A 23,773-nucleotide genomic window follows, 5' to 3' on the forward strand; every position below is an offset into this window, starting at 1 on the left:
GGTTCTCAACTTCCTGTAGGTAACGCTTAACACAGCAAAAGGACGGGTTCGCGGTATTCCGCGACCCGCCCTTTGCAGAGCTACTGAACGTCCGGGTGGCGGTGTTACTCCGCCGGGGCCGGGACGATGTTGACGACGCGGCGCCCGCGACGGGTGCCGAACTCCACCTTGCCCTCGGCCAGCGCGAACAGCGTGTCGTCGCCGCCGCGGCCAACCAGGTTGCCCGGGTGGAAGTGCGTGCCGCGCTGCCGGACGATGATCTCGCCGGCGTTGACCAGCTGGCCGCCGTACCGCTTCACGCCGAGGCGCTGCGCGTTGGAGTCACGACCGTTGCGGGTCGAGGCCGCTCCCTTTTTGTGTGCCATGAGTTAATCAGCTCACTTCTTCGCGTCGATCGCGGTGACCTTGACCTGGGTGTAGTGCTGACGGTGCCCCTGGCGCTTGCGGTAACCGGTCTTGTTCTTGTACTTCAGGATGTGGATCTTGGGTCCCTTGGTGCGGCCGAGAACCTCAGCCGACACGGCAACCTTGGCCAGCGCCGCTGCATCGGTCGTCACGGTGTCGCCATCGACGACCAGGACCGCCGGCAGCGCGACGGTGTCGCCCACCGCGTCCGTCAGGCTGTCGATCTCGATGACATCGCCGACGGCGACCTTCTGCTGGGTGCCGCCACTGCGCACGATCGCGTACACCGTGGATCTCACTCTCTGCTGGATCGGAAGTTCTGTACAAAGTGTGCTGGTCTGAGGCGCGAAGACTTCCTCACACTCTCACAGTCACAACACACTGCTCTTGCTACACACAAATCGGCGCGCCTCGGGCGCACCGAAAGACCAGGATACTACGCGAGCGCAGTATCCCGGAAATCGGGTTAGTGACCGGCCGACACGAGCTCCACCGGCGTCTCCGCCGCCTCGCCGGCCGCCTTGCCACGGCCCCGGCTGCTACGCCGGCGCCGCGTGCTCTTGGTGCCGTTCTGACCGGCGTCCGCGGACTCAGCACCATCAGCCGGTACGTCGGCCGACGGGAAGCCGGTGGCCTCCGGGCTGACCGCTTCGTCCGCCTCGGCGGAGACCGGGTACCCCGTGGGTTCCGGCGTACCGTTCTCGGCGTCCTTCTTGGCCGAGGCCGCGGCGATCTGAGCCAGGCGCTGAGCGGCGTCCGCGTGGTGCTGTGCGGTCTCCGTCTCGGTGCCCTCCTCGTCGGAGCGTCCCTTGCCCCGGCGGCGACGGGAGCTCTTGCGGCCCGTCTCCTCCGCCTGCGCGGCCGGCTTGGACTGGTCGGGACCATTCCCGCTCCCGTTGCTGGCAGCCCCGTTGCCGGCGGCGTTGTTGCCACCGGCGTTGCGGCCACCGTCGCGGCGACGGGACTCCTTGGGCTCGTCGTGCAGGATCAGCCCGCGGCCACCGCAGTGGTCGCAGTTCTCGCTGAACGCCTCGAGCAGGCCGGTACCGATCCGCTTGCGGGTCATCTGGACCAGGCCGAGCGAGGTGACCTCGGCCACCTGGTGCTTGGTCCGGTCCCGGCCCAGGCACTCGACCAGGCGACGCAGCACCAGATCGCGGTTCGACTCGAGCACCATGTCGATGAAGTCGATCACGATGATGCCGCCGATGTCGCGCAACCGGAGCTGGCGGACGATCTCCTCGGCCGCCTCCAGGTTGTTCTTGGTGACGGTCTCCTCGAGGTTTCCGCCGGAGCCGGTGAACTTGCCGGTGTTGACGTCGACGACGGTCATCGCCTCGGTGCGGTCGATGACCAGCGAGCCACCCGACGGCAGCCAGACCTTGCGGTCCAGCGCCTTCTTGATCTGCTCGTCGATCCGGTAGTTCGCGAACACGTCGCCGGAGGTGGCGGCGTTCCAGTGCTCGACCCGGTCGGCCAGGTGCGGCGCGACTCCCGCGACGTACTCCTTGACCTGCTCGTAGGCGTCGTCACCGGAGATGACCAGCTTGGCGAAGTCCTCGGTGAACAGGTCGCGCACGACCCGGATCAGCAGGTCGGGCTCACCGTGCAGCAGCGCGGGCGCCTGGCCGGACTTCGACTTCTTGTCGATCTCCGTCCAGTACGACTGCAGGCGGCTGACGTCCGAGGTCAGCTCCTCCTCGGACGCACCCTCGGCCGCGGTCCGGACGATCACGCCGGCCTCGTCGGGAATGATGTCCTTGAGGATCGTCTTCAGGCGGTTCCGCTCGGTGTCCGGCAGCTTGCGGCTGATGCCGCCGTTGCCGCCGCGCGGGACGTACACGACGTACCGGCCGGGCAGGCTGATCTGGTTCGTCAGCCGGGCGCCCTTGTGGCCGATCGGGTCCTTGGTCACCTGGACCAGGACCGCCTGACCGGACTTCAGCACCTGCTCGATCTTGCGCGGGCCGTTCGAGCCACCGAGAGTGGCCCAGTCGACCTCACCGGCGTACAGGACCGCGTTACGGCCCTTGCCGATGTCGATGAACGCCGCCTCCATGCTGGGCAGCACGTTCTGCACGCGACCGAGGTACACGTTGCCGATCAGCGAGCTCTGGTCCGCGGTGGTCACGTAGTGCTCGACCAGGACGTTGTCCTCGGAGACCGCGATCTGGGTCAGGTCCTCGCGGGACCGGATCACCATCGTCCGCTCGACCGACTCGCGGCGGGCCAGGAACTCGGCCTCGGTCACGATCGGCGCGCGGCGGCGACCGGCGGCGCGACCCTCACGGCGGCGCTGCTTCTTCGCCTCCAGCCGGGTCGAGCCCTCGATCGCGGTGACCTCGTTGGCCGTGTTCTTGCTGCGCGGCTCACGGACCCGGACGACGGTCTCGTCGGGGTCGTCGGCCGCGCCGTTGCCCTCTTCGCCCTTGCGGCGACGACGACGCCGGCGGCGACGCGACGAGCTGCCGCCGTCCTCACCGTCATCCGCGGAGCCGTCCTGCTCGTCGTCCGCGGAGGCTTCCGCGTCGTCGGAGTCCTGGTCGGCGCTCTCGTCGTGCTCGTCGGAGCTGTCCTCGGCGTCACCGGTCTTGCGGCGGCGACGGCCACCGCGGCGGCGACGGCGGCGACGGGTGCCCTCGGCGGACTCGTCGTCGTCCCCGTCTTCAGCCTGTACGTCGTCCGCCTGGTCGTCCGTAGCCTCGTCGGCCTCGGTCTCGGCGGTCTCGTCCTCTTCGTCGTCCTCGAGCTCTTCGACGATCGGCTCGACGACCTCTTCGCGCGCCTCGGCGTCGCGGCCGCGACGGCTCCGGCGGCGGCGCGACGTGGTCGACTGCTCGTCGTCGGCCGGCGCAGCGTCGGCCGACTCGGCGACCGGTGCGGCCTCTACGGTTGGCTCGGCCTGAGCGGTCTTGGCGCCCCGACGGCTGCGCGAGCTGCGCGTGGTCGGAGCCGGATCGGTCGCCTCGACCGGGCTGGTCGCCGCGGCCTCGGCCGGAGCGTTGCTCGGCACGGTCGGCGCCTGGAACAGCACGGCGGCAGCAGCCGGCGCCCGGCGACGGGAGCGGCGCGTGCCGGTGGTGGCCTCATCGGCGACCGGTGCATCCGCCTCGGCGGGCGTCGCGTCGGCCGTCGGGAAGAGCGGGGTTGCCTCAGCTGCGGGCGCGTCGGCGGCAGACTGACCGCCGCGGCGCCGCGAAGTGCGCTTGGTGGCGGTCCGGCCGGAGTCCGCGGTGGCCGCGGCGGAGTCACCGGTCGCGGCGGAGTCGGTGGTAGCGGCGGGGGCGTCGGAGCTGCTCACGACGCGGGAGGTGCCGGTGAAGGTGGTCGGCCGGGCGGGAGCCGGCGCGGTCTCGACGGGCGCGGCCTCTGCGGTCGGCTCGGCGCCGCGGCGGGAGCGGGTACGGCGAGCCGGGGCCTGCTCGGCGTCAGCGACCGGGCCGTCGGTGAGCGGGGAGTCGGTCGCGACCAGGGTGGCGGCGGCCTTCTTGGTGGTGCGCTTGCGCGCGGTCGTCTTCTTCGCCGGGGCCGGGGTCTCGGTGACCGGGCCGGCGTCGACGACGGAGGTCTCGACCGGCTCGGCGGCCTTCTTCGCGGCGCGCTTGACCGGGGTCGCGGCCTTCTTGGCCGGCGCCTTCTTCGCGGCGGCCTTCTTGGCGACGGCCTTCTTCGCGGTCCGGGGGGCCGGGTCGGCAGTCACGTCGTCGGACTGCGTCGGCACCTCCGCGGCGGCCGTCTTGGCGACGCGCTTGCGGGGGGCGGCGGTCTTCTTGACCGTCGTCTTCTTCGCCACGGTCTTCTTGGCGGCCGTCTTCTTGGCCGCTCGAGACGTGGACTGGGCGGTGGCAGTCTCGGCTGCCTCGGTGGTCGGCTCGTTGTCGAGCATGTGGTGCGGTCTCCTCAAGCCCGGCGGCGCACCCTGCGACCCCTGTCACGGGTCCGGTCGCTGCTGCCTGGCGGTCACGGTTCGCCGCTCCTGCACAACGTGGTGCCGGGGCGACGGAAGCCTGCGGGGGTCCGCTCCACCCGGGCTCAGAGACTCTCAGGGCACAGAGGGAGCGGCGGCGTCGCCCTCCGCTGTATGCGTCTGGTGGGGACCTGCCTGGCCGGTCGCGGTCGCCTGGTTGGCGTCGCGGTCACGAGCGAGCGGGTCGTCCACTGTGCCGGTTGCCGCGAGGTGCGGGCCCTGGGCGAGCCTGGTCAGAAGAGCCGGGCCCGTCACCGGGAGCGTCGCTACTTCGAGCAAGCCGGCGAGAACGTCGTCGGGTCTCACGGCCGGGGTTCCGTGCCGTAACACCACTTGCAGTATCGCACACGTCTCAACCGACGCCGGTTCACTCCCGACGGTGAGTCGGAGAACGGCATCTCGACAGTCGAACGAGCGAAGCCCCCGCTTGGTCATGCGCTCGACCATGATTTCGGTCCGGGCGAGGAAAGCCTCGACCGCCGCGGCGGCCGGTTCCGGATCCACGCCGGGCAGCGCGATCAGCCACTCACTGGCCTCCAGCTGGTCGGCCAGCGAGCCCGGCCCGGCGACGACCACCTCGAGGACGTCCAGACCCGGCGGCAGCGCCTCGTCCAGCGCCGCCCGGACCTGGTCAGGGTCGCGCTCGTGTGTGAGCGAGATCTCCAAGTACTCGGCTTCCGAGGCTGCTCCGGTCGGCGCGGCCCCGGCGTACGAGATCTTCGGGTGCGGGCTGAAACCGTGCGAGAAGGCCACCGGGAGCTCCGCACGCCGGACAGCGCGCTCGAACGCGCGCTGGAAGTCGCGGTGTGAGGTGAATCGCAGCCGCCCGCGCTTGGCGAACCGGATCCGCAGTTTCTGGACGGCCGGGAGCTGCGACGACGGCGGAGCTTGAACTGGTGCCACCCCCGCATTGTGTCAGCAACTCGCCCGAGCCCCTGAAGCTCAGGGCTGGGCGGCGGATTTGCCGGTGAGGTAGAGGGCCCAGCCGAGGAGGCCGAAGGCGAGCAGGTCGAGGACGGTGCGGAGGGTGTTGAAGGTGGTCCAGCGGGCCTCGTCGAAGGCGGCCCGGGCGGCGGCGACGTCGATCGAGGCCGGATCACCGGCGGCCTTCAGGGCGTCGTTGAGCGGGACGTTGACGGCGACCGTGACGATCATCGTGATCAGGTAGAGCACGAAGGCGACCGCGATCCACGGCAGCGCCTTCTGCTTGAGGCTGAGCAGCCCGGCGAGTCCGGTCAGCAGCAGGGTCCCGACGAAGCCGATGCCGAGGAAGACCGGGTTCACGATCGCCCGGTCGGCCGCCTGGAACGCCCCGACGAAGGTCTTGTCGTCGACCTTCGCCAGCCCGGGCATGAAGGCCATCCCGTACGCCCAGTAGACCCCCGCCATCAGGCCCGTCGTGATCGTGGCCGCCATCAGCGCCGCCACCCGCAGTCCGTTCATCTCACTCCTCCAGTACGGCGGGCCGTTCCCGCACTGATGAAGTTAGGCGCCCGGACCCTTCACCCGACATGTCACGAAAACTCACCTTCATGTCTGGTCGGCTCAAAGGGTGGTGCACTGTCCCGATCGCGGTCCGGAGACCTGGTTCGGGGCCTGCAGGTTGGTCGGGGCGACCGCGTTTCCGGAGCAGGACAGCGGACCGTTGATCGTGTTCCCGGCCAGGGCGACCGGCTCGGTGGTGGTCGCCGTACCGATCGAGACCGGACCGCTGATCGTGCTGCCGACGAGGACCGCGCTGCGGGTGATTCCGGCGAGCGAGACCGGACCGCTCACCGTGGTCCGGAGCAGCTGGAGGTCGGCTGCCTTGGCGGCGTTGACCGGTCCGGCGATGCGGGAATCAGTGGCGACGAGCGAGGCGCCGGCGGCGACCTGGATCGGTCCGTTGACAGTTGCCCCGGACAAGCACGTCACCCCGGATCGCAAGGCCAGTGGGCCGTTCCTGGTCCCGGTGATCGTCGTCGTACAGGTCGGGGCCGGGCGCAACAACGTGACCGCGAACCGGCGCGGGGTACCGATGTTGCCGGAGGCATCGATCGCGCGGTACTCGACCTGGTGCCGGCCGTACCCGGGCGGTACGTCGTCCCACGGGACCACTCGCGGTACGCCGAGCTTGCCGTAGACGAGCGAGTCGATCGTCGTCCCTTCCGCGGTGAACTTGTACGGCGCGGACGCATCCGTCGGCCAGCCGAAGTAGTTGAACCACCCGTCCCCGTCGACGCGGAACTCCGGTACGACGTACCCGGTGCTGTCGTCGGTCGCAGCCAGCTTCATCGTGAACGCGTCGTTGTAGATGTACTCCGGGCCAGCCGGCTTCTGGACGGTCAGCAGCGGTTGGGACATCGTCGAGGTGACGTTCGGCTCGACGCCGTCGACCTGCCAGGTCAGGGTCTGCGTGCCGACCGTCGCGCTTAGCGTGTGCCGACCGGTCAGATGCAGCGGTCCGAGGTCGAAGTCGCGGTCATTGCCGGGGTTGTCCGCCGGCTGGCCGTCCAGCGTCCAGGCGATCGCGGGCTGATCGGTGTTCGACTGCGTCGTCTCGGCGTACACGACCTCGTCCGCGCTGACCGGGTGATCGGTGGCGGTCGATCCGGTGAACGCGACCGCGCCCGTCGTGGGCTCAGCGGTCAGTGTGGTGTTGACCGTCCAGGTCCGGGACGCGGTCGGCCGTACGGCGGGGTCGCGGATGAAGTCGGTCGGGTCGACGACCTTCGCCGTGAGCGTGTGCAGACCGGGTGCGATGTCGAGAGTGGCGAGGTCCACCGCGCGCCGGTTGGCGGTCGGGAGGGCTCGGCCGTCGAGGGTCCAGGAGACGTCGAGTTCGTGGCTGCTCGGGTGCAGGGTCTGCAGCCAGACGACCTGGTCCGCGGCCACCTGGCCGGTCGGCGTACTCGCCTGGAAGAGGTTTGCGCGGGACGAGATCCGTTGCGTCATCCGCTCCCGGGAGATCTGGTCGAAGTAATACCCGAGGGTCTTCATCATCGAGTGCCGACTCGGCCGCCAGACCCCCGAACCGGCGTACATGCCGCCCTCGTAGCGCCCGATCGGGCCGCCGGATTCGGACGGCTCCCCCAGCCAGCGGAACCACTTCTGCTGCTGGTCCCGCATCTGCTGTTCGGTGAGCAGCGTGTGGTGGATCGACGACGGCTCAGTGCCCTCGTACGGCGCTCCTCGGTCGCCGCGGGCGTAGTAGTCGTACTCGTCCTGGAGCCCGCCGAGGGAATGGCCGAGCTCGTGCGGGGTGATCAGGGCGGACAACGCGTTGCCGCCGGAGGCGGTCGCGTACGTTCCACCGGCCCCGCCGTACGTGTCACTGTTGCCGATGGCAAGGATCTGACGGTTGCCCGACGTCGTGCCCGGGACGAGGTCGGCGTACTGGATGGCGGCAGTGGAACTGACGGTCAGCAGGCGCTGGACGCTCGACGGGTTGCAGCCGCCCCAGAAGCCCATCTGGAGCGGGGTGTCGATCTTGGGCGAGGTGAGGTTCGGATCGCAGTCGACGCCGCTCTGGGGTGAGGCGATCTCGACGGCGTACACGTTGATGTAGTTGCGGTACGACTTGAAGGGCTCGATGCTCCAGAGCACGTTCAGGTGCTTGTCGACCTGCTCGCGGAACTTCGGCAGCTCGGCCGCCGTGTAGCCGTCGCCCATCACGACCAGGTTGAAGCGGGACGCGGCCGGCCCGGTCACCTGGAGCGGGACCACCTTGGCGTCGGGAGCAGCCTCCTCGGCCTGCGCCGTCGTACCGGTGCCGATGAGTGCTGCGACGAGTACGCCGGCCACCGCTGTCAATCGCGTGATCCTCACGGCAGCAGCTTACGAACGCGAGCCGGAGTGCGTCAGGCGCTGCCGCGTGGCGGGGCGGGATGGCCCTGTGCCGGTCCTAATTTGTATCCATGACCAATCCAGTTGACGACCCCACGGCGGCCGAGCGGGAGCGCGTGATGCAGCCGGTGATCCGGTTGGTGATGATCTACCTCGGGCTGAGCATCCTGATCGCGATCCTGGTCACGGTCTTCCACAACAGCGTCCTGGACTACCAGTTCCTGCACGCCGCCAACCACGACTCCCCCGACCCCGCCGTCCGGGACACCGTCCGCGCGAGTCTGTCGTGGTCGCTGTGGTCCCGGCCGATCTCGGCGCTGATCATCCTGTTCGTCTACCTGCGGATCATCAAAGGACTGCGGAACGGGAAGCGCTCGTCGTACCGGCGGATCCGGATCGTCGCGATCGTGGTCACCGTGCTGAACCTCTACTACATCTTCACCGGGCAGAACCCGGTCTGGATGAGCATCGGCCAGGGACTGCAGATCGTTGTGCTGATCGCCACGTTCGTCCTCGCCACCCGCCCGCACGTCAAGGCACACTTCCACCCCGCGCCCGAGGTGTGACCCCACGCCCGGGCTTCATGCGGCATCATGAGGGCTCGGGGAACGTGAGGAGAGGACATCGATGACGGAACCGGCGCAGTCGCCACGGCCCGAACGCAGGGTGGATCCGGTGGTGGACGCGGCGGCTGACGGAGACGGCCGGGGCATCTACTGGGTGCTCAAGAACGTCGTGGTCGGTCCGCCCGTCAAGCGGCTCTTCCGGCCGATCGTGGAGGGCGCCGAGAACGTTCCGGCCGAGGGCGCGGCGATCATCGCCAGCAACCACCTCTCGTACGCCGACTGGATCTTCATGCCGCTGGTCCTGCGGCGCCGGGTGACCTTCGTCGCGAAGTCCGACTACTTCACCGGGGCCGGGATCAAGGGCCGGTTCCAGCGCGGGTTCTTCAAGGGCACCGGCCAGGTGCCGATCGACCGCTCCGGCGGATCGGCCTCCGAGGGCGCGATGCGGGCCGGGATGAAGGTGCTCGAGCGGGGTGACCTGTTCGGCATCTACCCCGAGGGCACGCGCTCGCACGACGGCCGGCTGTACAAGGGCCGGACCGGCGTGGCCCGGCTGGCGCTGGAGGCGAAGGTGCCGGTGATCCCGTGCGGGGTGATCGGGACCGATGTGGTCGCACCGCCCGGCAAGGTGGTGGCGTCGTTCGCGTCCCCGACGGTCAAGTTCGGTGAGCCGCTGGACTTCTCGCGCTACGAGGGGATGGAGTCCGACCGGCTCATCCTGCGCGCGGTGACCGACGAGATCATGTACAAGATCATGGAGCTGTCGGGCCAGGAGTACATCGACATGTACGCCACCAAGGCCAAGGCGCTGGACGGCCGGGCCACCACGGGAGCTCCCAAGAAGGTCCGTAAGTCGGACACCTGATCCGCTGGTTGAGATGACGCGGGGCTACTCTGGTGCTCGTGGACGGACCGATCGCGTACCAGGGTGAGCCCGGAGCCAACTCGGCGATGGCGTGCACCGACATGTTTCCGGATCGCGAGCAACTGCCCTGTACGACGTTCGAGGACGCCCTCGAGGCGGTGAGCAGCGGCCGCGCCGGGCTGGCGATGATCCCGATCGACAACTCGATCGCCGGGCGGGTGGCGGACATCCACCACCTGCTGCCGGAGTCCGGGCTGCACATCATCGGCGAGTACTTCCTGCCGATCCACTTCCAGCTGATGGCCGTTCCCGGGACGACGATCGACCAGATCCGGACCGTCCGCAGCCACGTGCACGCGCTCGGCCAGTGCCGCAAGATCATCCGTGAACACGGCTGGTCGACCGTTGTCGCCGACGACACGGCCGGTGCCGCTCGTGAGGTCTCCGAGCTCGCCGATCCTTCCGTGGCGGCGCTGTCACCGAAGGCCGCGGCCGGTCTCTACGGGCTGGAGACGCTGGCCGAGGACGTCGAGGACGCTCACCACAACACGACCCGATTCCTCGTGCTGGCCCGCGAACCCGTCGTACCGGCGGTGGGCTCCGGGCCGACCGTCACCAGCTTCGTCTACCGCGTCCGGAACGTCTCGGCCGCGCTCTACAAGGCACTCGGCGGGTTCGCGACCAACAGCGTCAACATGACCAAGCTGGAGTCGTACCAACTGGGCGGCACCTTCTTCGCCACCCAGTTCTATGCCGACATCGAGGGCCACCCGGAGGACCCGAACGTGGCTCTAGCCATGGAAGAGCTGGCCTTCTTCTCGGTCGAGGTCCGCCTCCTGGGCGTCTATCCGGCGCACCCGTTCCGGGCCCAGATCGCCGAACCCGAGGCCAACCGGGCCCTCCGCCCGCACCACTAGGCGTCCAGCACCTGGATGATCGTCCGGCCGCGGGCGGTGAAGGCATCGATGGCCTCCGCCAGTGGACGCACCGTGGTGACCAGGGGTTTGAGGGTGCCGCGACGGACCCGGTCGGCCAGCTCGACGAGCTGCCCGCGGTCGGGCTCCACGACGAAGAAGACGGAGTGACCGTCCTTGGGGTGAGTCGTGGGCGGGTCGGGGATGGTGACGAGGGTTCCGCCGGCGCGGACGAGGGCAGTTGAGCGGTCGCGGACCTCGCCGCCGATGACATCCAGTACGACGTCCACCTGGCCGATGTTCTCCAGGTCCTCCAGCGTGGTGAACTCGTGGACGCCGAGCTCGGTAGCGAAGGCGCGGTCGGTCTCGCGGCCGAGGCCGATGACGTGGGCGCCGAGCTCGCGCGCCAGTTGCGCCGCTACGGAACCGACTGCACCGCCGACGCCGTCGATGAGGACGGTCTGCCCTGCTTGTAGATGGGCGTGGTCGACCAGCCCCTGCCAGGCGGTGAGGCCGGAGATAGGCAGGGCGGCTGCGGTGACGTGGTCGATATCGGCGGGGAGCGGGGCCAGGTTGCGGGCTTCGACGGCCACGTAGTCGGCGAGGGTGCCGTTGCGGGCCCAGTCGGTGAGGCCGAAGACCCGCTGGCCGATGGTCAGGCCGGTGGTTCCGTAGCCGAGTTCGGCGACGACGCCGGAGACCTCATGACCGGGGACGCTCGGAGTGCGGTCGCGGCCGGCGCGATCCGTCCAGGTACCCGGCCATTCGAGCTCGCCGCGCGTGAACCCCGCGGCGTGGACCTCGACGATGACGTCGTTCTCCGCGGCGTGCGGCCGCGGCAGGTCGGTCAGCGCGAGGTTCGGCGCCTCGCGGTCGGAGACAGTGATGGCTCGCATGACACTCCTTGGTCGATGATTGGCCCATGAACCCAGCACCGGAATGGACCACCGGAGCAGGCCCCTCTCACCATACAGTTGAATTATGAATCATCTCGTGATTCCAGAAACTCCCGCCGCGACAGCCGCTCTGGAGATCGCCGCGAGCTACCTCTCGCCTGCTCTGGAGAGCCACTCGCGCCGCGTCTACCTGTGGGCGACTGCGCTCGCCGAGCAGGAGAACCTCCAGTACGACGCCGAACTGCTGTTCGTCGCCTCCATGTTCCACGACATCGGCCTGGTCCCGGTGTTCGACAGCCACACCGTCTCCTTCGAGGAGGCCGCCGGCCACGTCGCCCGGGTCTTCGCGGCCGGCGCCGGATGGTCGCACGAACGCCGGGAGCGGCTCGGCGAGGTCATCGTCCGGCACATGTGGCCCGATGTGAGCGTGGCCGACGATCCCGAGGGTCACCTGATCTCCCGGGCGGCCGCACTCGACATCGTCGGGAAGAACTTCGACGAACTCGGCTCCGGCTTCCGCTCCGCCGTACTCGAGCAGTTCCCGCGGCTCGGGCTCACCGACGAGTTCCTGGCCTGCTTCCAGGCACAGGCTGAGCGCAAGCCGGACAGCTCCCCCGCCCGGGCGATCAAGGCCGACCTCAGCACCCGGATCGCCGCTAACCCCCTCGACGCCTGAAAGTCGATTGACCCTCAGCAGCGTCGGTGTGAGGCTCGCTGACTATGTCGAGCGTCGCGAAGCTGCACGATGACGAAGTGGAGATCGACGCGTCCCTGGTGGCGCGCCTTCTCACCGAGCAGTTCCCGCACTGGGCCGGTACGCCGATCGAGGTCGTCACGTCGTCGGGTACGGATCACGTGGCCTTCCGGGTCGGCACCGACCTGGTGGCGCGGCTGCCCCGGACCGAGCGGATGCAGGGTCAGACCGAGAAGGACCTCACCTGGCTCCCCCGCCTGGCACCACAGCTGCCGCTAGCGATCCCCGAGCCGCTGGCGCTCGGCGTACCGGGTGCTGGTTATCCCTGCACCTGGGGTGTCTACCGCTGGCTCGATGGTGAGACCTTCGACGCCGATCGGCTGACCGATCCGTCGGCCGCTGCCCGCCAGCTCGCCGAGTTCATCCACCGCCTGCAAGCGATCGACATCACCGACGCACCGCGACCGCCGGCCGGTGACCCGTTCAGTCGCGGTACGCCGTTGGCCCCGCGTGATGCACTCTTCCGCGAAGCCCTCGACCAGCTCGGCGATGAACTCGACACCAAGCGCGTCCTGGCCGCCTGGGAAGACGCTCTCGCCGCCGACACGTACACCGGCCCACCTGTCTGGATGCACGGCGACCTCATGCCCGGCAACGTACTCGTTGCCAATGGCAACCTCTCGGCCGTGATCGACTTCGGTACCGCCAGAGTGGCCGATCCCGCTGCCGACCTGCTGGCCGCCTGGTGGCTCTTCGAAGGCGACTCCCGCCAAGCCTTCCGCGACGCCCTGAACGTCGACCGCACCACGTGGATGCGCGCCCGCGGTTGGATCATGTCGCTCGTCATCATCGCTATCCCTTACTACCGGAACCGCCGTCCCAACCCCACCCCGGGCGAGCATCCCTTCATCGCCGAGCTCCTCACCGAATTCGAAGCGGACCGCTGAGATGGAGATCGTGGCGGTCGATGGGCGGGATGCCGAGGTGTTCCGGCGGTTCTACGAGGTGAAGTACGGCGTACGGCTGGAGCTGGAGTTCCCGGTGGGGATGGGGGCCGAGGAGGCGCGCGTGCTGATGGCCGGCGAGCATGCCGAGGTTCGCGCCGATGGTGTGGGACTCGTCGACCACGGCGTCTGGATGGGCGTCGCATGGTTCGACTGGTGGTTGGTCGGCGGCACGGACACGGTCGACGTCGAGATCGCCGTCGCCCGCGAGTGGCGCCGATGCGGCGTGGGATCTCGGCTGCTCGAGATTGCCGTGCAGCGCGCCCGGGGTGAAGGACGACGCGTGCTGTCGGGATCCGATCTGAACGGTGATCCGGTGACGGGCAACAGCGCCGGTACGGCGTTCGCCGCCGCGCGCGGGTTCGTCCGCAAGCACGCGGAACTGCACCAGGTGCTCGATCTCCCAGCAGCCATCACCGAGAAACCCGTTGCTGGGTACGAGATTGTCCAGTGGCGCGAGCACACACCGGACGAGTGGATCGAGCAGTTCGCCGACCTGCAGACCGGGATGAGCGAAGACGTACCGGTCGGTGAACGGGCCGACCATCATGTCCGTTGGACGCCCGAACTGATCCGCGACGCCGAGGCCCGCCGCATTGCTCAAGGACGCTTCACCTACGCCACGGCAGCTGTCCACACCGCGAGTGGCGAGCTGGCGGCGTACACGCAGATGGGCGGTACGCCGGAGACACCCGGCCGATTGCTTCAGTACGACACGTACGTCCGGCGATCCCATCGTGGCAACGGACTTGGCATCGCGGTGAAGGCGCCGAACCTTCGTGCGCTCCAAGCCGGCGTCGCGCGGCCCGCCGTACTGCACACGTGGAACGCACCTGAGAATGCACCGATGATCGCGGTGAACACCAAGCTCGGGTTCCGCCCGGTCGCGCAGCGCACGGCCTGGGAACGCGAGGTCTAGCTGAAGGTCCAGGTCGGGTGACCGGCCTCCAACAGCGCACGATGGCCGGCCCAATCCCGAGCGGCCAACGCTGTCACGTCGAGCAGATCGGGCCGGCCGGACCGCAGCTCATAACCCCAGGAGAACGCGGCGATCGGCTCGACGACCTGTGAGTGAACGACATCCGGTACGACGGTCAGGATGGTGTCGGCGCGCCAAGGCCCATCCGGGTGATCAGGGTTGGCCGGGGCGTCGAAGAAGGTGGGCAGGTAGCCGTAGCTGTAGAACGGATCGACGCCGGACAGGTTCGGGACCAGGTCGATCGTGACCCCGTTGATCACCTGGATCCAGCCCATGATCGCCTCGATCCCCTGCCCGTGGTACCGCAGGCCCGCCGTACAGATCGGGAAGCCGCGGAACGCCTCGGCGTCCAGATCCGGGACGACGAGTTGGTGCCCCGAGGCCCACGGATCGTCGTTCGGGACGACGCGCACGGAGATCAGCCCACGGTGCCCGCGGGTCTCGAACGGGAGGGACAACTCTCTGCGCATACCCCAACCGTAGGCTGCGGGTGTGTGGAACCGATGCCTGAATGCTCGCGACCTCGGTGGATTCCCGACCCGGTACGGCGTCCCGACCGCCTCCGGACGCCTGTTCCGGACCGACACACCCGAACTCCTGGACGCGGACGGGCGCACCGAGTTCGTCGCCCTCGCCGAAGTGGTCCTATCAGCCGGGTCGAAAGGGTCGACCTTGCGTAACCCAGTGACTTAATCTGCTGCTCTTCTGTGAATTGCTAACCGACTTCGGTCGATTGCTGATGAAGGGACTGGGGATGAAGAAGCTTCTGGGAGCGGTGGCGGCGATGGCGGCGGCCACGGCCGGCCTGGCTGTCGCCACACCGGCGCAGGCCACCACCGACGGAACGCAGGCGTGTGACCTGTACATCGCGAAGGGCGTCTACACGAGCGCCGAGATGCTGTACGTCGCCGTCTCGCTGGACGGCTGTTCGACCAGCGTGACGGAGGTCCGGGTCGAGCTGTTCCGCGGCGACAGCAAGACCGGTCCGTTCACCAAGTTCGACGAGACCTACGCGTACTCGGGCGGCGGCGCATGGTTCGGCCCCGGCACCGACTGCGGTTGGTGGAAGGGCGTGGCGCACTGGCAGGACCAGACCGAGACCACCCGGGACGTCCTGTACGCCTGCAGCTAGGTGACCTGTAGCTAGTCGATCCGGGGCCCGTTGTCCCGCGGGCCCCGTGTCCTCTTGAGGTCACTCACCGCCACGAACGTCGTGCGGACGTGACGATTCGGGGGTGACCGATGCCGTCGTGACCGCGTTGCGGGAGATCGCCAACCGCGATCTCTATCAACGCAACGCCTTCCACGTCACCGCTCTGCCCACGAACGCGGACCGCCGTACGACGCGACGCCGCCAGCAGCACGTGATCGCCGTACTGGAGGCCGGGGCCGATCTGGAGACCACCGGATCCCGCGATCCCGACGAACTGCGGATCGCGTTCGACCGGCTGCTCGGTGATCCGCGCCGGCGCATGGTCGACGAGGTCTTCGGTGAGTGGGGGCGGCCGAACGGCGACTGTGGTTGTGACGTCCCCACTCACCGGGCGCACGACGAAGCGGTCTACGCCCACGCGACTGCGGTCGAGATGCTGATCGCACCGGCTCCGCCGTCGGAGTACGAGGACATGTGGCGCAGAGCCTGCGAACGCTGGACCGCGGCGATGCACGACCCACAGTTCTGGCAGCACCTGCGCAACCGCGTGCTCACACTCGACGACTGGCAACTGGCCGCTGCTGCCGTCGACCAGATCCGCGGGGAGCTGCCGAGGACTCTCACCGGCCCGCTGCTGGACCTGGCGGCCAACGGGCAGCATCCGGAGCGCACCTCAGAGGCGCTGGAGCACTGGGAGATCCCAGGGCACCGGACCGAGCAGTGGCTGCTCGACACCCTTCGTCCGCAGTACGAGCGGAACGAGGACGCCGTACTGCGGCTCCTGCGCCGGCAACAGGGCAAGCCCGACCTGGTGGACGAGGTGGTCGCCGAACTGGAGCAGAGCGTGCTTCCCGGTTACCGGCGGCTGCAGGTGCTGCTGCCGTCGGCCGAGCACCAGCGCACCCGGACCCTGCGGGACGACATCGCACTCGTCTACCACAACGGTGCCGTCGAGCTGGTGAACCATCTCGGGGTGAGTCCGCGGGTCGGCCCGTTGCTGATGGAGGCCAAGGAGTTCGCCGTTGGTCCGGAGATGCAGGCCAAGGTGGAGGAAGCCTTGCGGATCGTCGTCCAGCTGGCCTTCCAGGAGAGTGCTCGACCGCTGTCTCAGCCGGGTGACCCCGATGCCAGTGGCTGCGGAGCGACCATCGTCGCGTTCGTGATCATCGCCGCGCTCATTTTCCTGCTCGTCAAGGTGTTCGGATGATGGCGTTGCTGGCGCCCGGGGATCGGGTCGGCGAGGCGCTGGTCGTGGACCGGCAGCTCGGCGCGGGTGCGTTCGGCGAGGTGTACCGGGTGCGGCACGAACATCTTGGCCTGCAGGCGATGAAGGTGTTCCGGGAGGTGACGTCGCTCGAAGGGACTGACGAGCTGCTGGCGGAAGCGCGGCTGCTGTCGACGCTCGGTCATCCCAACATCGTTCGCCTGTACGACGCCGGCGTCGTACCGACCAACGAGGGTCAGCGCGGGTACTTCACGATGGAGTACGTCTCCGGCGGGACCTTGCAGCAGCTGGCCGACGGGTACCGCCCGGCGTTGCCGATCGAGCTCGCCGTCCAGGTGATCGAGCAGCTCGCGGCCGGTCTCGCTGCGGCGCACGAGCGGACGCCGCCGATCGTGCATCGCGATCTGACGCTGGCCAATGTCATGTACGGGTACGACGGTCAGCGGATCCGCGTCCGGATCTCCGACTTCGGTCTGGCCAAGAGTGCGAATCCGGTCACGTTGCTGGCGAGTGCCCAAGGGACGTACGCGTTCATGGCTCCGGAGGTCCTGCGCGATTTCGGCTACTCGATGGCATCGGACGTGTGGTCCATCGGTGTGATCGGTTACCTGCTGCTGACCGGCGTTCTTCCCTATGACGACGGCAGCGACATCACCCTGTGGTCGGCGACCCGCTACGAACGGCGTCCCCATCCGCCGAGCGCCTTCGACCCGCAGATCGACGAGGCCCTGGACCGCATCCTCATGCAGACCCTTGAGCCGATTCCGCGGGACCGCACCGCGTCCGCGGTTGTGTTGGCCGAACAGCTCGCTGAATGGCGTCGTACGACGAAAACGCCGTCGGAACGTGCGCAAGGACTGGCCGATGAGGCCACTGCGCTGGCTGCGGTGGGAGAGCTGGAGCGAGCGGTGGAGTTGATGGAAGAGGCGTTCGTGCTGTCGCCGGATCTGCGTCTGCAGTACTGGCTGGACGTCGCCCGGTGGCGAAGAGGAGTGATCTGGTGAGGGCCTGGTTTCGGCAGTGGCGGCAGCATCGGGAGATCCGAATCGCTTCGCCGACGTTCACCGAGGAGCAGTGCCGGGAGCTGGCCGAGCTGGTCAGCCTGCTCGACCGCGTCCCTGCCGAGGCGCCCGCTCCCGAAGCTGACACCAACGCATCGGCTGCAGCTGACACCAAAGCTTTGGCTGAAGCGGCGACGAGTCTGTGGCGGGCCCAGCGGAAGCTGACGCAGGCCGGGCGCTCGGCCGAGAACCGGCAGACCGGCCGCTATCTGCGCGCCTGCGCGGAGGCCCTGGCCGCGGCCGGGCTGGCCGTGCAGGAACACGACGGTACGGCGTTCAACGCGGGCCGGGCGCTCGATGTCCTTGTGTACCAAGACGATCCGGGGGTCTCCGAGGAGACGATCGTCGAGACCGTTCGCCCCTCGGTCTACTACCACGACCAGCAGATCCAGCGCGGCGAAGTGATCGTCGCCCGCCCCGTCACCGAGTTCACGAAGGAGAGCGAAGAATATGCGTGACACGATCGACTTCGGGATCGACCTGGGGACGACGAACAGCGCGCTGGCGGTCGCCGGCGACGACGACGTACGGATCCTGAAGAACAACGACGACCAGTCCGACATCACGCCGTCCGCGGTCTGGCTGCCGAAGGCCGACACAGTCTGGGTCGGCCGCCGCGCGCGGCACCGCGCCGAGACGGATCCGGAGAACGTCGCGATCGAGTTCAAACTCGAGATGGGGCTCGCGGATGCGAGCCGGACGTTCGGGAAGGCCGGGGTGACGCTCAGCGCGCCGCAACTGTCGGCCGAGGTCCTCAAGACGCTGCGCGCCGACGCCGCCCGGTACGCCGGTGCAGCGCCGGACTCGGTGGTGATCACCGTCCCGGCGGCGTTCGCGCTGAACCAGAACAAGGCCACGCTGGAGGCCGCCCGGCTGGCCGGATTCACCGGGTCGGTGCCGTTGCTGCAAGAGCCGACCGCGGCCGCCTTCGCGTACGGATTCGAGGATGCGGACGAGCGCGCGTACTGGATGGTGTTCGACTTCGGCGGCGGGACGTTCGACGCGGCCGTGGTGAGCAAGCGGGACGGCGATCTGCGGGTCCTGAATCACGCCGGTGATCCGTACCTGGGCGGCAAGCTGATCGACTGGGCGGTGGTCGAACGCCTGCTGGCGCCGGCGGCCGCGCGGGATCTCGGGCTCACCGACTTCCGCCGCGACAATCCCACCTGGCGAGGGAACTTCGGCCGGCTGAAACAGGCCGCGGAGCAGGCCAAGATTCAGCTCTCTGGACGTGATCGCGCAGACCTGTTGCTGGAGTTGGTGGTGAACGGGTCCGAGGAGACATTCGAGTTCACCCTGACGAAAGAGGCACTGGACGGCGTCGCGATGCCGTACTACGCACGCGCGGTCAACCTGTGTCGCGAGGCGCTGACCGACAGCGGGCTCGGCGCCGACAAGATCGACCGGCTGCTGCTGGTCGGCGGAGCCACGCTGGCGCCCGGCCTGCGCGAGATGCTGAGCGACCCGGTGCACGGCCTGCAGATGGAGCTCGACACCCGGATCGACCCAACCACTGTCGTCGCTCGGGGCGCGGCGATCTTCGCCGGCACGATGCGGCGGCCGGCCTCGGAGTCGGTGGTGCGAGCAGTTGGTGAGTACGGCGTTGAGCTCGCCTACGAACCGAGTTCGACGACGACCCGGCCGACGGTGGCCGGTCGTTTGAGTGGGCCGGCCGGCGACGTGGACTGGTCGGGGCACAGCGTCGTGATCTCGAACCCCGAAGGCCGACCGCCGTTTCGCACCGGACGAGTCACGGTGAACCGGGTGGGCGCGTTCGCCGCTGAGGTCGAGCTCGACGAGCACCGCACATCGCGATTCGTCCTCGAGCTGCTCGACGGGAACGGCGCACCGCTTCCGCTGGCCGGTGGGACCTTCGGGATCACGCATCGCGAGGTGGAGTTCGGTGGGGCCCGGCTGACGCACTCGCTCGGGATCTCGCTGGCGGATCAGAAGTTCTCACCGCTGGTCCGGAAGGGTACGGCGGTACCGACCCGAGTGCGGGAGGTGTTCCGCACCTCGCACGCGTTCAACCGGTCGGATCCCGAGGCGATGGTCAGAATCCCTGTGGTGCAAGGCGAACGGGCGCGGGCCGACCGGAACCGGCAGGTCGGCATGCTGCAGATCCGCCCGGTCGACATCCGCATCGATCTGCCGGCTGGAACGGAGGTCGAGGTGACGTTCGAGGTCGACGAGTCGAACCTCGTCACGGTGGTGGCCGACGTACCGCTGATCCAGGCGCAGTTCGAGGCCGAGATCGATCTGGACGATGTCCGGACGCCGGATGCCGACGTACTGGCTGATGAGTTGGCCGAGGTGGAACAGCGGATCGCGGATGCGCAGCGTTCCGCGGCGACGAGTCCGGAGGTCGAGCAACGGCTGGCTCGGCTGCAGGAGGAGGGCACGCTGGCGACGGCGCGTGAGCAGGTCCGGGCCGCGTCATCGGACGCCGGGGCCGCGGTGACGGCCGAGGATCGGCTGCGTGAAGTACAGGCGCAGCTGGACGACATCGACGAGGCAGCGCAACGACCGGCCAAGGAACGCGAGCTGCGCGACCTCCTTGCCGAGGCGGAGGAGCTCGTAGAGCGGTTCGGCCGTACCGGCGACCGCGCCGAGCTGGCCGACCTGCGTACGCGGGCTCTGGACGCGATCGACCGGAAGGACATCCGTTCGATCGAGCGCGAGACCGAGCAGCTCGAGATCTTCGCCATCGGACTGGAGCGACGCCAGCCGGGCTTCGTGATCCGCGTCTTCAACCAACTGGCCCTCGACACGTCCTCGATGCGCCCCGCGTCCGAAGCACGCCGCCTCCTCGCCGCCGGCCGATCCGCGGCCGCCCGCGGCGACGAACGCGAACTGATGGTCATCTGCCAGCAGCTCGTCCGCCTCCTCCCCCAGTCCGAACAAGCCACCGTCGTCGGCCTGGTCCGCTCATGAACGCCGAACAGTTGACCGTAGCCCAAGCCGCCCACACAGCTCGCCGTGGCGACCTCGCCGATGCCCTGCAGCTCCTGGACGGCCTGGAGTCGCCCGAGGCAGTAGACCTCCGGGCGCGTGTCCTGGCCCAGCTGGGTCGCTGGCAAGAGGCCGACCAGGCCTGGGCTGCCCTCCCCTCGACCTCCCACCTCCATTCCGGGACGGGGGTGGGGGTGGGAGCCACAGCGGGCCGAGCACTGGCTCAGAAGGTGCTGGCAGGTCGCGTGTGCCAGCGCCCCGTCGTACGGCCCCTTGCGGCGGCTGCCGTCGCCGTACTGGCTGTTGGTGGCATCGCCTTCGGAACCGCAGCGGCCGTCAGCCGACCCGAACCGGTCGCTGCAGCCCCTCAGGTCCAGCCCTCCGCCGCCCCGCAGACCGTCACGGTGACAGCGACGCCCACTGCGCAGCCGGACGACACCGCCCAACTGGATGCGATCGCCGCCGCGGTCGCCATGCCAGGCGTGTCAGTACGACGCGAGCCAGGCGCCGTACGGGTGGTGTTCAACCAGGGCCTGTTCAGCTCCGGTACGACGTTCGCTCACGGCAGCGCGGACGTGCTGGACCGGCTGGCGCCGAAGCTCCGCCGCGTCCCCGGGATCACGGTCGTCGGCCAATCGGTCGCCGTACCGGGTGGTGAAGCCAGCGGTGGCTCCGGTACGGCGCTCGCCCGGGCGCGCGTGGTCGCCCAGCGGCTCGCCCACACCGGCCACCTACCGCTCACCCGCCTCACCCTCGCCTCCGGCGACCAGGCCCACCCCCTGTTCCCCGGTGCGACCCGCAACCGCACCGTCAGCCTCCTCCTAACCCCCTAACGTCCGAAAAACCGGACGCCCGCTCTCCGATCCTTCGGACGCTAGAGCCTCGTCCCCCTAACGTCCGAAGACCCCGCTGGCGTGGTCGGCGTGTTTTCGGACGTTAGGCGCCACAGATCGACCTTCGAGCTCACCGCGTTCGAGATTCTCCCCAAACCGGTTTGGGGAGGGTGCCGATCGGCGCTGAGCGGGATTGGGGCGGATCCGGGACGGATTCGGGAGGTGGATCCTCCCCAGATCGCGCTACGACGCGCGACTGAACCCACTGTGCCCGCGAACAGGGCGTGGCGACCCGCCACCGCGACCTCCGTCCGGCCGCACGCACCTGATCCGGCTCCCCGCTCGCGCTTCAACCAGCAGCGTCACCTTGAGGGGGTATCCGTGGAGCTTGACGGTTCTCCCCTCAAAATTTGTGGGGAGAACCAGCACTTTGAGGGGATATCCGGTCAAATGCCGGGCGGGAGGGAGGGGCGCCAGGGAGAGGCGGCGGGTGGAGGGGCTAGACGACGGAGAGGGGGAGGAGCTTCTTGCCGGTGGGGCCGATCTGGATCTCGGTGTTCATCTGTGGGCAGACGCCACAGTCGAAGCACGGGGTCCAGCGGCAGTCCTCGACCTCGAGACCGCCGTCCTCCTCGAGGGAGTCCTGCCAGTCCTCCCACAGCCAGTCGCGGTCCAGTCCCGAGTCCAGGTGATCCCAGGGCAGGACTTCGGCGTACTCGCGCTCGCGGGTGGTGTACCAGGCGAGGTCGACCGGCTCGTCGGCCAGTGCCTTGTCGGTGCAGCCGATCCAGCGGTCGTAGGAGAAGTGCTCGCTCCAGCCGTCGAAGCGGCCGCCGTCACGCCAGACCGCCTCGATGACCCGGCCGACCCGGCGGTCGCCGCGGGACAGCAGGCCTTCAATGATGCCGGGCTTGCCGTCGTGGTACCGGAAGCCGATCGCCTTCGCGTACTTCTTGTCCGAACGGATCGCGGAGTTCAGCTTGGCCAGCCGGGCGTCCGTCTCCTCGACACCCAACTGTGCGGCCCACTGGAACGGCGTGTGCGGCTTCGGGACGAACCCACCGATCGACACCGTGCAGCGGATGTCGTTGCGGCCGGAGGCCTCGCGGCCGGTCTGGATGACCTTCTTCGCGAGGTCGGCGATCGCCAGCACGTCCTCGTCGGTCTCGGTCGGCAGGCCGCACATGAAGTACAGCTTCACCTGCCGCCAGCCGTGGCTGTAGGCCGCGGCGACCGTCCGGATCAGGTCTTCCTCGGTGACCATCTTGTTGATCACCTTGCGCATCCGGTCCGACCCGCCCTCGGGCGCGAAGGTCAGACCGCTGCGCCGGCCGTTGCGGGAGAACTCGTTGGCCAGCGTGATGTTGAACGCGTCGACCCGGGTCGACGGCAGCGACAGCGAGACGTTGCTGCCCTCGTAGCGGTCTCCCAGCCCCTTGGCGACGTCCGCGATCTCGGTGTGGTCGGCGCTCGACAGGCTGAGCAGGCCCACCTCTTCGAACCCGGTCTTCTTCAGGCCGTTCTCGACCATGTCGCCGATCGTGGTGATGCTGCGCTCCCGGACCGGGCGGGTGATCATCCCGGCCTGGCAGAACCGGCAGCCGCGGGTACAGCCACGGAAGATCTCGACCGAGAACCGCTCGTGCACGGTCTCGGCCAGCGGCACCAGCGGCTTCTTCGGGTACGGCCAGGCGTCCAGGTCCATCACCGTGTGCTTCGCCGTCCGGAACGGGACGCCGGGACGGTTCGGGACGACGCGCTGGATCCGGCCGTCGGCCAGGTACTCGACGGTGAAGAACTTCGGGATGTAGACGCCGCCGGACTTCGCCAGCCGCATCAGCACCTCGTCGCGGCCGCCCGGGCTGCCCTCTTCCTTCCACTCCTGGATGACGTCGGAGATCTTGAGCACGATCTCCTCGCCGTCACCGAGCACCGCCGCGTCGATGAAGTCCGCGATCGGCTCCGGGTTGAACGCCGCGTGCCCACCCGCCAGCACGATCGGGTCCTCGTCGGTCCGGTCGACGGCGTACAGCGGGATGCCGGCCAGGTCGAGCGCGGTCAGCATGTTCGTGTAGCCCAGCTCGGTCGAGAACGACAGCCCGAAGACGTCGAACGCGCGGACCGGCCGGTGGCTGTCCAGCGTGAACTGCGGGATGTCGTGCTCCCGCATCACTGCTTCCATGTCCGGCCAGACCGAGTAGGTCCGCTCGGCGAGCAGGTGCTCACGCTCGTTCAGCACTTCGTACAGGATCTGGACGCCCTGGTTCGGCAGGCCCACCTCGTACGCGTCCGGGTACATCAGCGCCCAGCGGACGCTGGCCGCGTCCCAGTCCTTGCTGACCGAGTTGAGCTCACCTCCGACGTACTGGATCGGCTTCTGCACGCTCGGCAGCAGCGCCTCCAGGCGCGGGAACAGCGATTCGACAGTCATCAG

Annotated in this window: 22 protein-coding genes; 13 read left to right on the top strand and 9 right to left on the bottom strand. The window is 68.8% G+C overall.

Annotation, left to right across the window (positions count from 1 at the left end):
* Positions 1–104: 104 nt before the first annotated feature.
* The 6 genes from rpmA to ACIA49_RS00420 form a co-directional block, all read right to left on the bottom strand.
* On the bottom strand, positions 105–365 hold the full coding sequence (gene rpmA / locus ACIA49_RS00395; RefSeq protein WP_132405181.1) for a 50S ribosomal protein L27: 261 nt from the start codon (positions 363–365) through the stop codon (positions 105–107).
* A gap of 12 nt (positions 366–377) precedes the next feature.
* A complete protein-coding gene (gene rplU, locus ACIA49_RS00400) occupies positions 378–692 on the bottom strand; it encodes a 50S ribosomal protein L21 (RefSeq protein WP_355465582.1) in 315 nt (104 codons plus the stop codon).
* Between the two features lie 179 nt (positions 693–871).
* Entirely contained in the window at positions 872–4,291 is a 3,420-nt protein-coding gene (locus tag ACIA49_RS00405; protein WP_396374904.1) for an Rne/Rng family ribonuclease, read from the bottom strand.
* A gap of 156 nt (positions 4,292–4,447) precedes the next feature.
* Entirely contained in the window at positions 4,448–5,275 is an 828-nt protein-coding gene (locus ACIA49_RS00410) for a TIGR03936 family radical SAM-associated protein (protein ID WP_396374905.1), read from the bottom strand.
* A 39-nt stretch (positions 5,276–5,314) separates the two neighbouring features.
* Positions 5,315–5,815 carry a DUF1772 domain-containing protein gene (locus tag ACIA49_RS00415; protein ID WP_396374906.1) on the bottom strand — a complete coding sequence of 167 codons (501 nt, stop codon included), beginning with the start codon at positions 5,813–5,815 and terminating at the stop codon, positions 5,315–5,317.
* A 102-nt stretch (positions 5,816–5,917) separates the two neighbouring features.
* Positions 5,918–8,179, bottom strand: coding sequence for a M64 family metallopeptidase (locus ACIA49_RS00420; RefSeq protein ID WP_396374907.1), 2,262 nt, complete (start codon positions 8,177–8,179; stop codon positions 5,918–5,920).
* Positions 8,180–8,268: 89 nt separating this feature from the next.
* Between ACIA49_RS00420 and ACIA49_RS00425 the strand changes: the two genes are divergently transcribed.
* The 3 genes from ACIA49_RS00425 to ACIA49_RS00435 all read left to right on the top strand — a co-directional run bounded on the left by ACIA49_RS00425 (position 8,269) and on the right by ACIA49_RS00435 (position 10,545).
* Entirely contained in the window at positions 8,269–8,763 is a 495-nt protein-coding gene (locus ACIA49_RS00425; RefSeq protein ID WP_396374908.1) for a hypothetical protein, read from the top strand.
* 61 nt (positions 8,764–8,824) lie between these two features.
* Positions 8,825–9,628, top strand: a complete 804-nt coding sequence (locus ACIA49_RS00430; RefSeq protein WP_396374909.1) for a lysophospholipid acyltransferase family protein — start codon at positions 8,825–8,827, stop codon at positions 9,626–9,628.
* Between the two features lie 38 nt (positions 9,629–9,666).
* Positions 9,667–10,545 carry a prephenate dehydratase gene (locus ACIA49_RS00435; protein WP_396374910.1) on the top strand — a complete coding sequence of 293 codons (879 nt, stop codon included), beginning with the start codon at positions 9,667–9,669 and terminating at the stop codon, positions 10,543–10,545.
* Here the strand turns inward: ACIA49_RS00435 and ACIA49_RS00440 are convergent.
* On the bottom strand, positions 10,542–11,438 hold the full coding sequence (locus ACIA49_RS00440; RefSeq protein ID WP_396374911.1) for an NADP-dependent oxidoreductase: 897 nt from the start codon (positions 11,436–11,438) through the stop codon (positions 10,542–10,544). The two genes, ACIA49_RS00435 and ACIA49_RS00440, sit on opposite strands and share 4 nt — an antisense overlap.
* Before the next feature lie 85 nt (positions 11,439–11,523).
* On the opposite strand from ACIA49_RS00440, the gene ACIA49_RS00445 reads away from it, so the two are divergent.
* Genes ACIA49_RS00445 through ACIA49_RS00455 form a run of 3 tightly spaced genes read left to right on the top strand, consistent with a single transcriptional unit; the run spans position 11,524 to position 14,055 of the window.
* Positions 11,524–12,114 (top strand): HD domain-containing protein, encoded by a 591-nt coding sequence (locus ACIA49_RS00445; RefSeq protein WP_396374912.1) that lies wholly within the window; start codon positions 11,524–11,526, stop codon positions 12,112–12,114.
* 44 nt (positions 12,115–12,158) lie between these two features.
* Positions 12,159–13,079 carry an aminoglycoside phosphotransferase family protein gene (locus tag ACIA49_RS00450; protein WP_396374913.1) on the top strand — a complete coding sequence of 307 codons (921 nt, stop codon included), beginning with the start codon at positions 12,159–12,161 and terminating at the stop codon, positions 13,077–13,079.
* 1 nt (position 13,080) lies between these two features.
* The gene (locus ACIA49_RS00455) at positions 13,081–14,055 is read left to right on the top strand and encodes a GNAT family N-acetyltransferase (protein ID WP_396374914.1); all 975 of its coding nucleotides are present in this window, start codon (positions 13,081–13,083) and stop codon (positions 14,053–14,055) included.
* Here ACIA49_RS00455 and ACIA49_RS00460 read toward each other — a convergent pair.
* Positions 14,052–14,585, bottom strand: a complete 534-nt coding sequence (locus ACIA49_RS00460) for a hypothetical protein (protein ID WP_396374915.1) — start codon at positions 14,583–14,585, stop codon at positions 14,052–14,054. The genes ACIA49_RS00455 and ACIA49_RS00460 overlap by 4 nt on opposite strands.
* A 22-nt stretch (positions 14,586–14,607) precedes the next feature.
* Here ACIA49_RS00460 and ACIA49_RS00465 point away from each other — a divergent pair, with 22 nt between their 5' ends.
* From ACIA49_RS00465 to ACIA49_RS00495, 7 genes are all read left to right on the top strand, one after another.
* A complete protein-coding gene (locus ACIA49_RS00465) occupies positions 14,608–14,808 on the top strand; it encodes a tyrosine-protein phosphatase (protein WP_396374916.1) in 201 nt (66 codons plus the stop codon).
* A gap of 61 nt (positions 14,809–14,869) precedes the next feature.
* Positions 14,870–15,247, top strand: coding sequence for a hypothetical protein (locus tag ACIA49_RS00470; protein WP_396374917.1), 378 nt, complete (start codon positions 14,870–14,872; stop codon positions 15,245–15,247).
* Positions 15,248–15,350: 103 nt separating this feature from the next.
* Positions 15,351–16,475: a hypothetical protein gene (locus ACIA49_RS00475; protein WP_396374918.1), complete on the top strand. Its 1,125-nt coding sequence runs from the start codon at positions 15,351–15,353 to the stop codon at positions 16,473–16,475.
* Complete coding sequence (locus ACIA49_RS00480) at positions 16,472–17,497, top strand: serine/threonine-protein kinase (protein WP_396374919.1); 1,026 nt, start codon at positions 16,472–16,474, stop codon at positions 17,495–17,497. Before ACIA49_RS00475 ends, ACIA49_RS00480 begins: the two co-directional genes overlap by 4 nt.
* Complete coding sequence (locus ACIA49_RS00485) at positions 17,494–18,012, top strand: hypothetical protein (protein WP_396374920.1); 519 nt, start codon at positions 17,494–17,496, stop codon at positions 18,010–18,012. The genes ACIA49_RS00480 and ACIA49_RS00485 overlap by 4 nt, the downstream gene beginning before the upstream one ends.
* Positions 18,005–20,488, top strand: coding sequence for an Hsp70 family protein (locus tag ACIA49_RS00490; RefSeq protein WP_396374921.1), 2,484 nt, complete (start codon positions 18,005–18,007; stop codon positions 20,486–20,488). The genes ACIA49_RS00485 and ACIA49_RS00490 overlap by 8 nt, the downstream gene beginning before the upstream one ends.
* Positions 20,485–21,339 (top strand): hypothetical protein, encoded by an 855-nt coding sequence (locus ACIA49_RS00495; RefSeq protein WP_396374922.1) that lies wholly within the window; start codon positions 20,485–20,487, stop codon positions 21,337–21,339. Before ACIA49_RS00490 ends, ACIA49_RS00495 begins: the two co-directional genes overlap by 4 nt.
* A 499-nt stretch (positions 21,340–21,838) precedes the next feature.
* Here the strand turns inward: ACIA49_RS00495 and ACIA49_RS00500 are convergent, their stop codons facing one another.
* A complete protein-coding gene (locus ACIA49_RS00500; protein ID WP_396374923.1) occupies positions 21,839–23,770 on the bottom strand; it encodes a TIGR03960 family B12-binding radical SAM protein in 1,932 nt (643 codons plus the stop codon).
* Positions 23,771–23,773 lie beyond the last annotated feature (3 nt).

Source organism: Kribbella sp. NPDC051587 (genome assembly GCF_044453945.1).
Classification (GTDB): domain Bacteria; phylum Actinomycetota; class Actinomycetes; order Propionibacteriales; family Kribbellaceae; genus Kribbella.

What these genes read in the sequence shown, in the direction of transcription:
- rpmA (WP_132405181.1), bottom strand. Translation starts at nt 365, where the DNA reads ATGGCACACAAAAAGGGAGCGGCCTCGACCCGCAACGGTCGTGACTCC.
- ACIA49_RS00405 (WP_396374904.1), bottom strand. Translation starts at nt 4,291, where the DNA reads ATGCTCGACAACGAGCCGACCACCGAGGCAGCCGAGACTGCCACCGCC.
- ACIA49_RS00415 (WP_396374906.1), bottom strand. Translation starts at nt 5,815, where the DNA reads ATGAACGGACTGCGGGTGGCGGCGCTGATGGCGGCCACGATCACGACG.
- ACIA49_RS00425 (WP_396374908.1), top strand. Translation starts at nt 8,269, where the DNA reads ATGACCAATCCAGTTGACGACCCCACGGCGGCCGAGCGGGAGCGCGTG.
- ACIA49_RS00430 (WP_396374909.1), top strand. Translation starts at nt 8,825, where the DNA reads ATGACGGAACCGGCGCAGTCGCCACGGCCCGAACGCAGGGTGGATCCG.
- ACIA49_RS00440 (WP_396374911.1), bottom strand. Translation starts at nt 11,438, where the DNA reads ATGCGAGCCATCACTGTCTCCGACCGCGAGGCGCCGAACCTCGCGCTG.
- ACIA49_RS00445 (WP_396374912.1), top strand. Translation starts at nt 11,524, where the DNA reads ATGAATCATCTCGTGATTCCAGAAACTCCCGCCGCGACAGCCGCTCTG.
- ACIA49_RS00450 (WP_396374913.1), top strand. Translation starts at nt 12,159, where the DNA reads ATGTCGAGCGTCGCGAAGCTGCACGATGACGAAGTGGAGATCGACGCG.
- ACIA49_RS00455 (WP_396374914.1), top strand. Translation starts at nt 13,081, where the DNA reads ATGGAGATCGTGGCGGTCGATGGGCGGGATGCCGAGGTGTTCCGGCGG.
- ACIA49_RS00460 (WP_396374915.1), bottom strand. Translation starts at nt 14,585, where the DNA reads ATGCGCAGAGAGTTGTCCCTCCCGTTCGAGACCCGCGGGCACCGTGGG.
- ACIA49_RS00470 (WP_396374917.1), top strand. Translation starts at nt 14,870, where the DNA reads ATGAAGAAGCTTCTGGGAGCGGTGGCGGCGATGGCGGCGGCCACGGCC.
- ACIA49_RS00480 (WP_396374919.1), top strand. Translation starts at nt 16,472, where the DNA reads ATGATGGCGTTGCTGGCGCCCGGGGATCGGGTCGGCGAGGCGCTGGTC.
- ACIA49_RS00490 (WP_396374921.1), top strand. Translation starts at nt 18,005, where the DNA reads ATGCGTGACACGATCGACTTCGGGATCGACCTGGGGACGACGAACAGC.
- ACIA49_RS00495 (WP_396374922.1), top strand. Translation starts at nt 20,485, where the DNA reads ATGAACGCCGAACAGTTGACCGTAGCCCAAGCCGCCCACACAGCTCGC.
- ACIA49_RS00500 (WP_396374923.1), bottom strand. Translation starts at nt 23,770, where the DNA reads ATGACTGTCGAATCGCTGTTCCCGCGCCTGGAGGCGCTGCTGCCGAGC.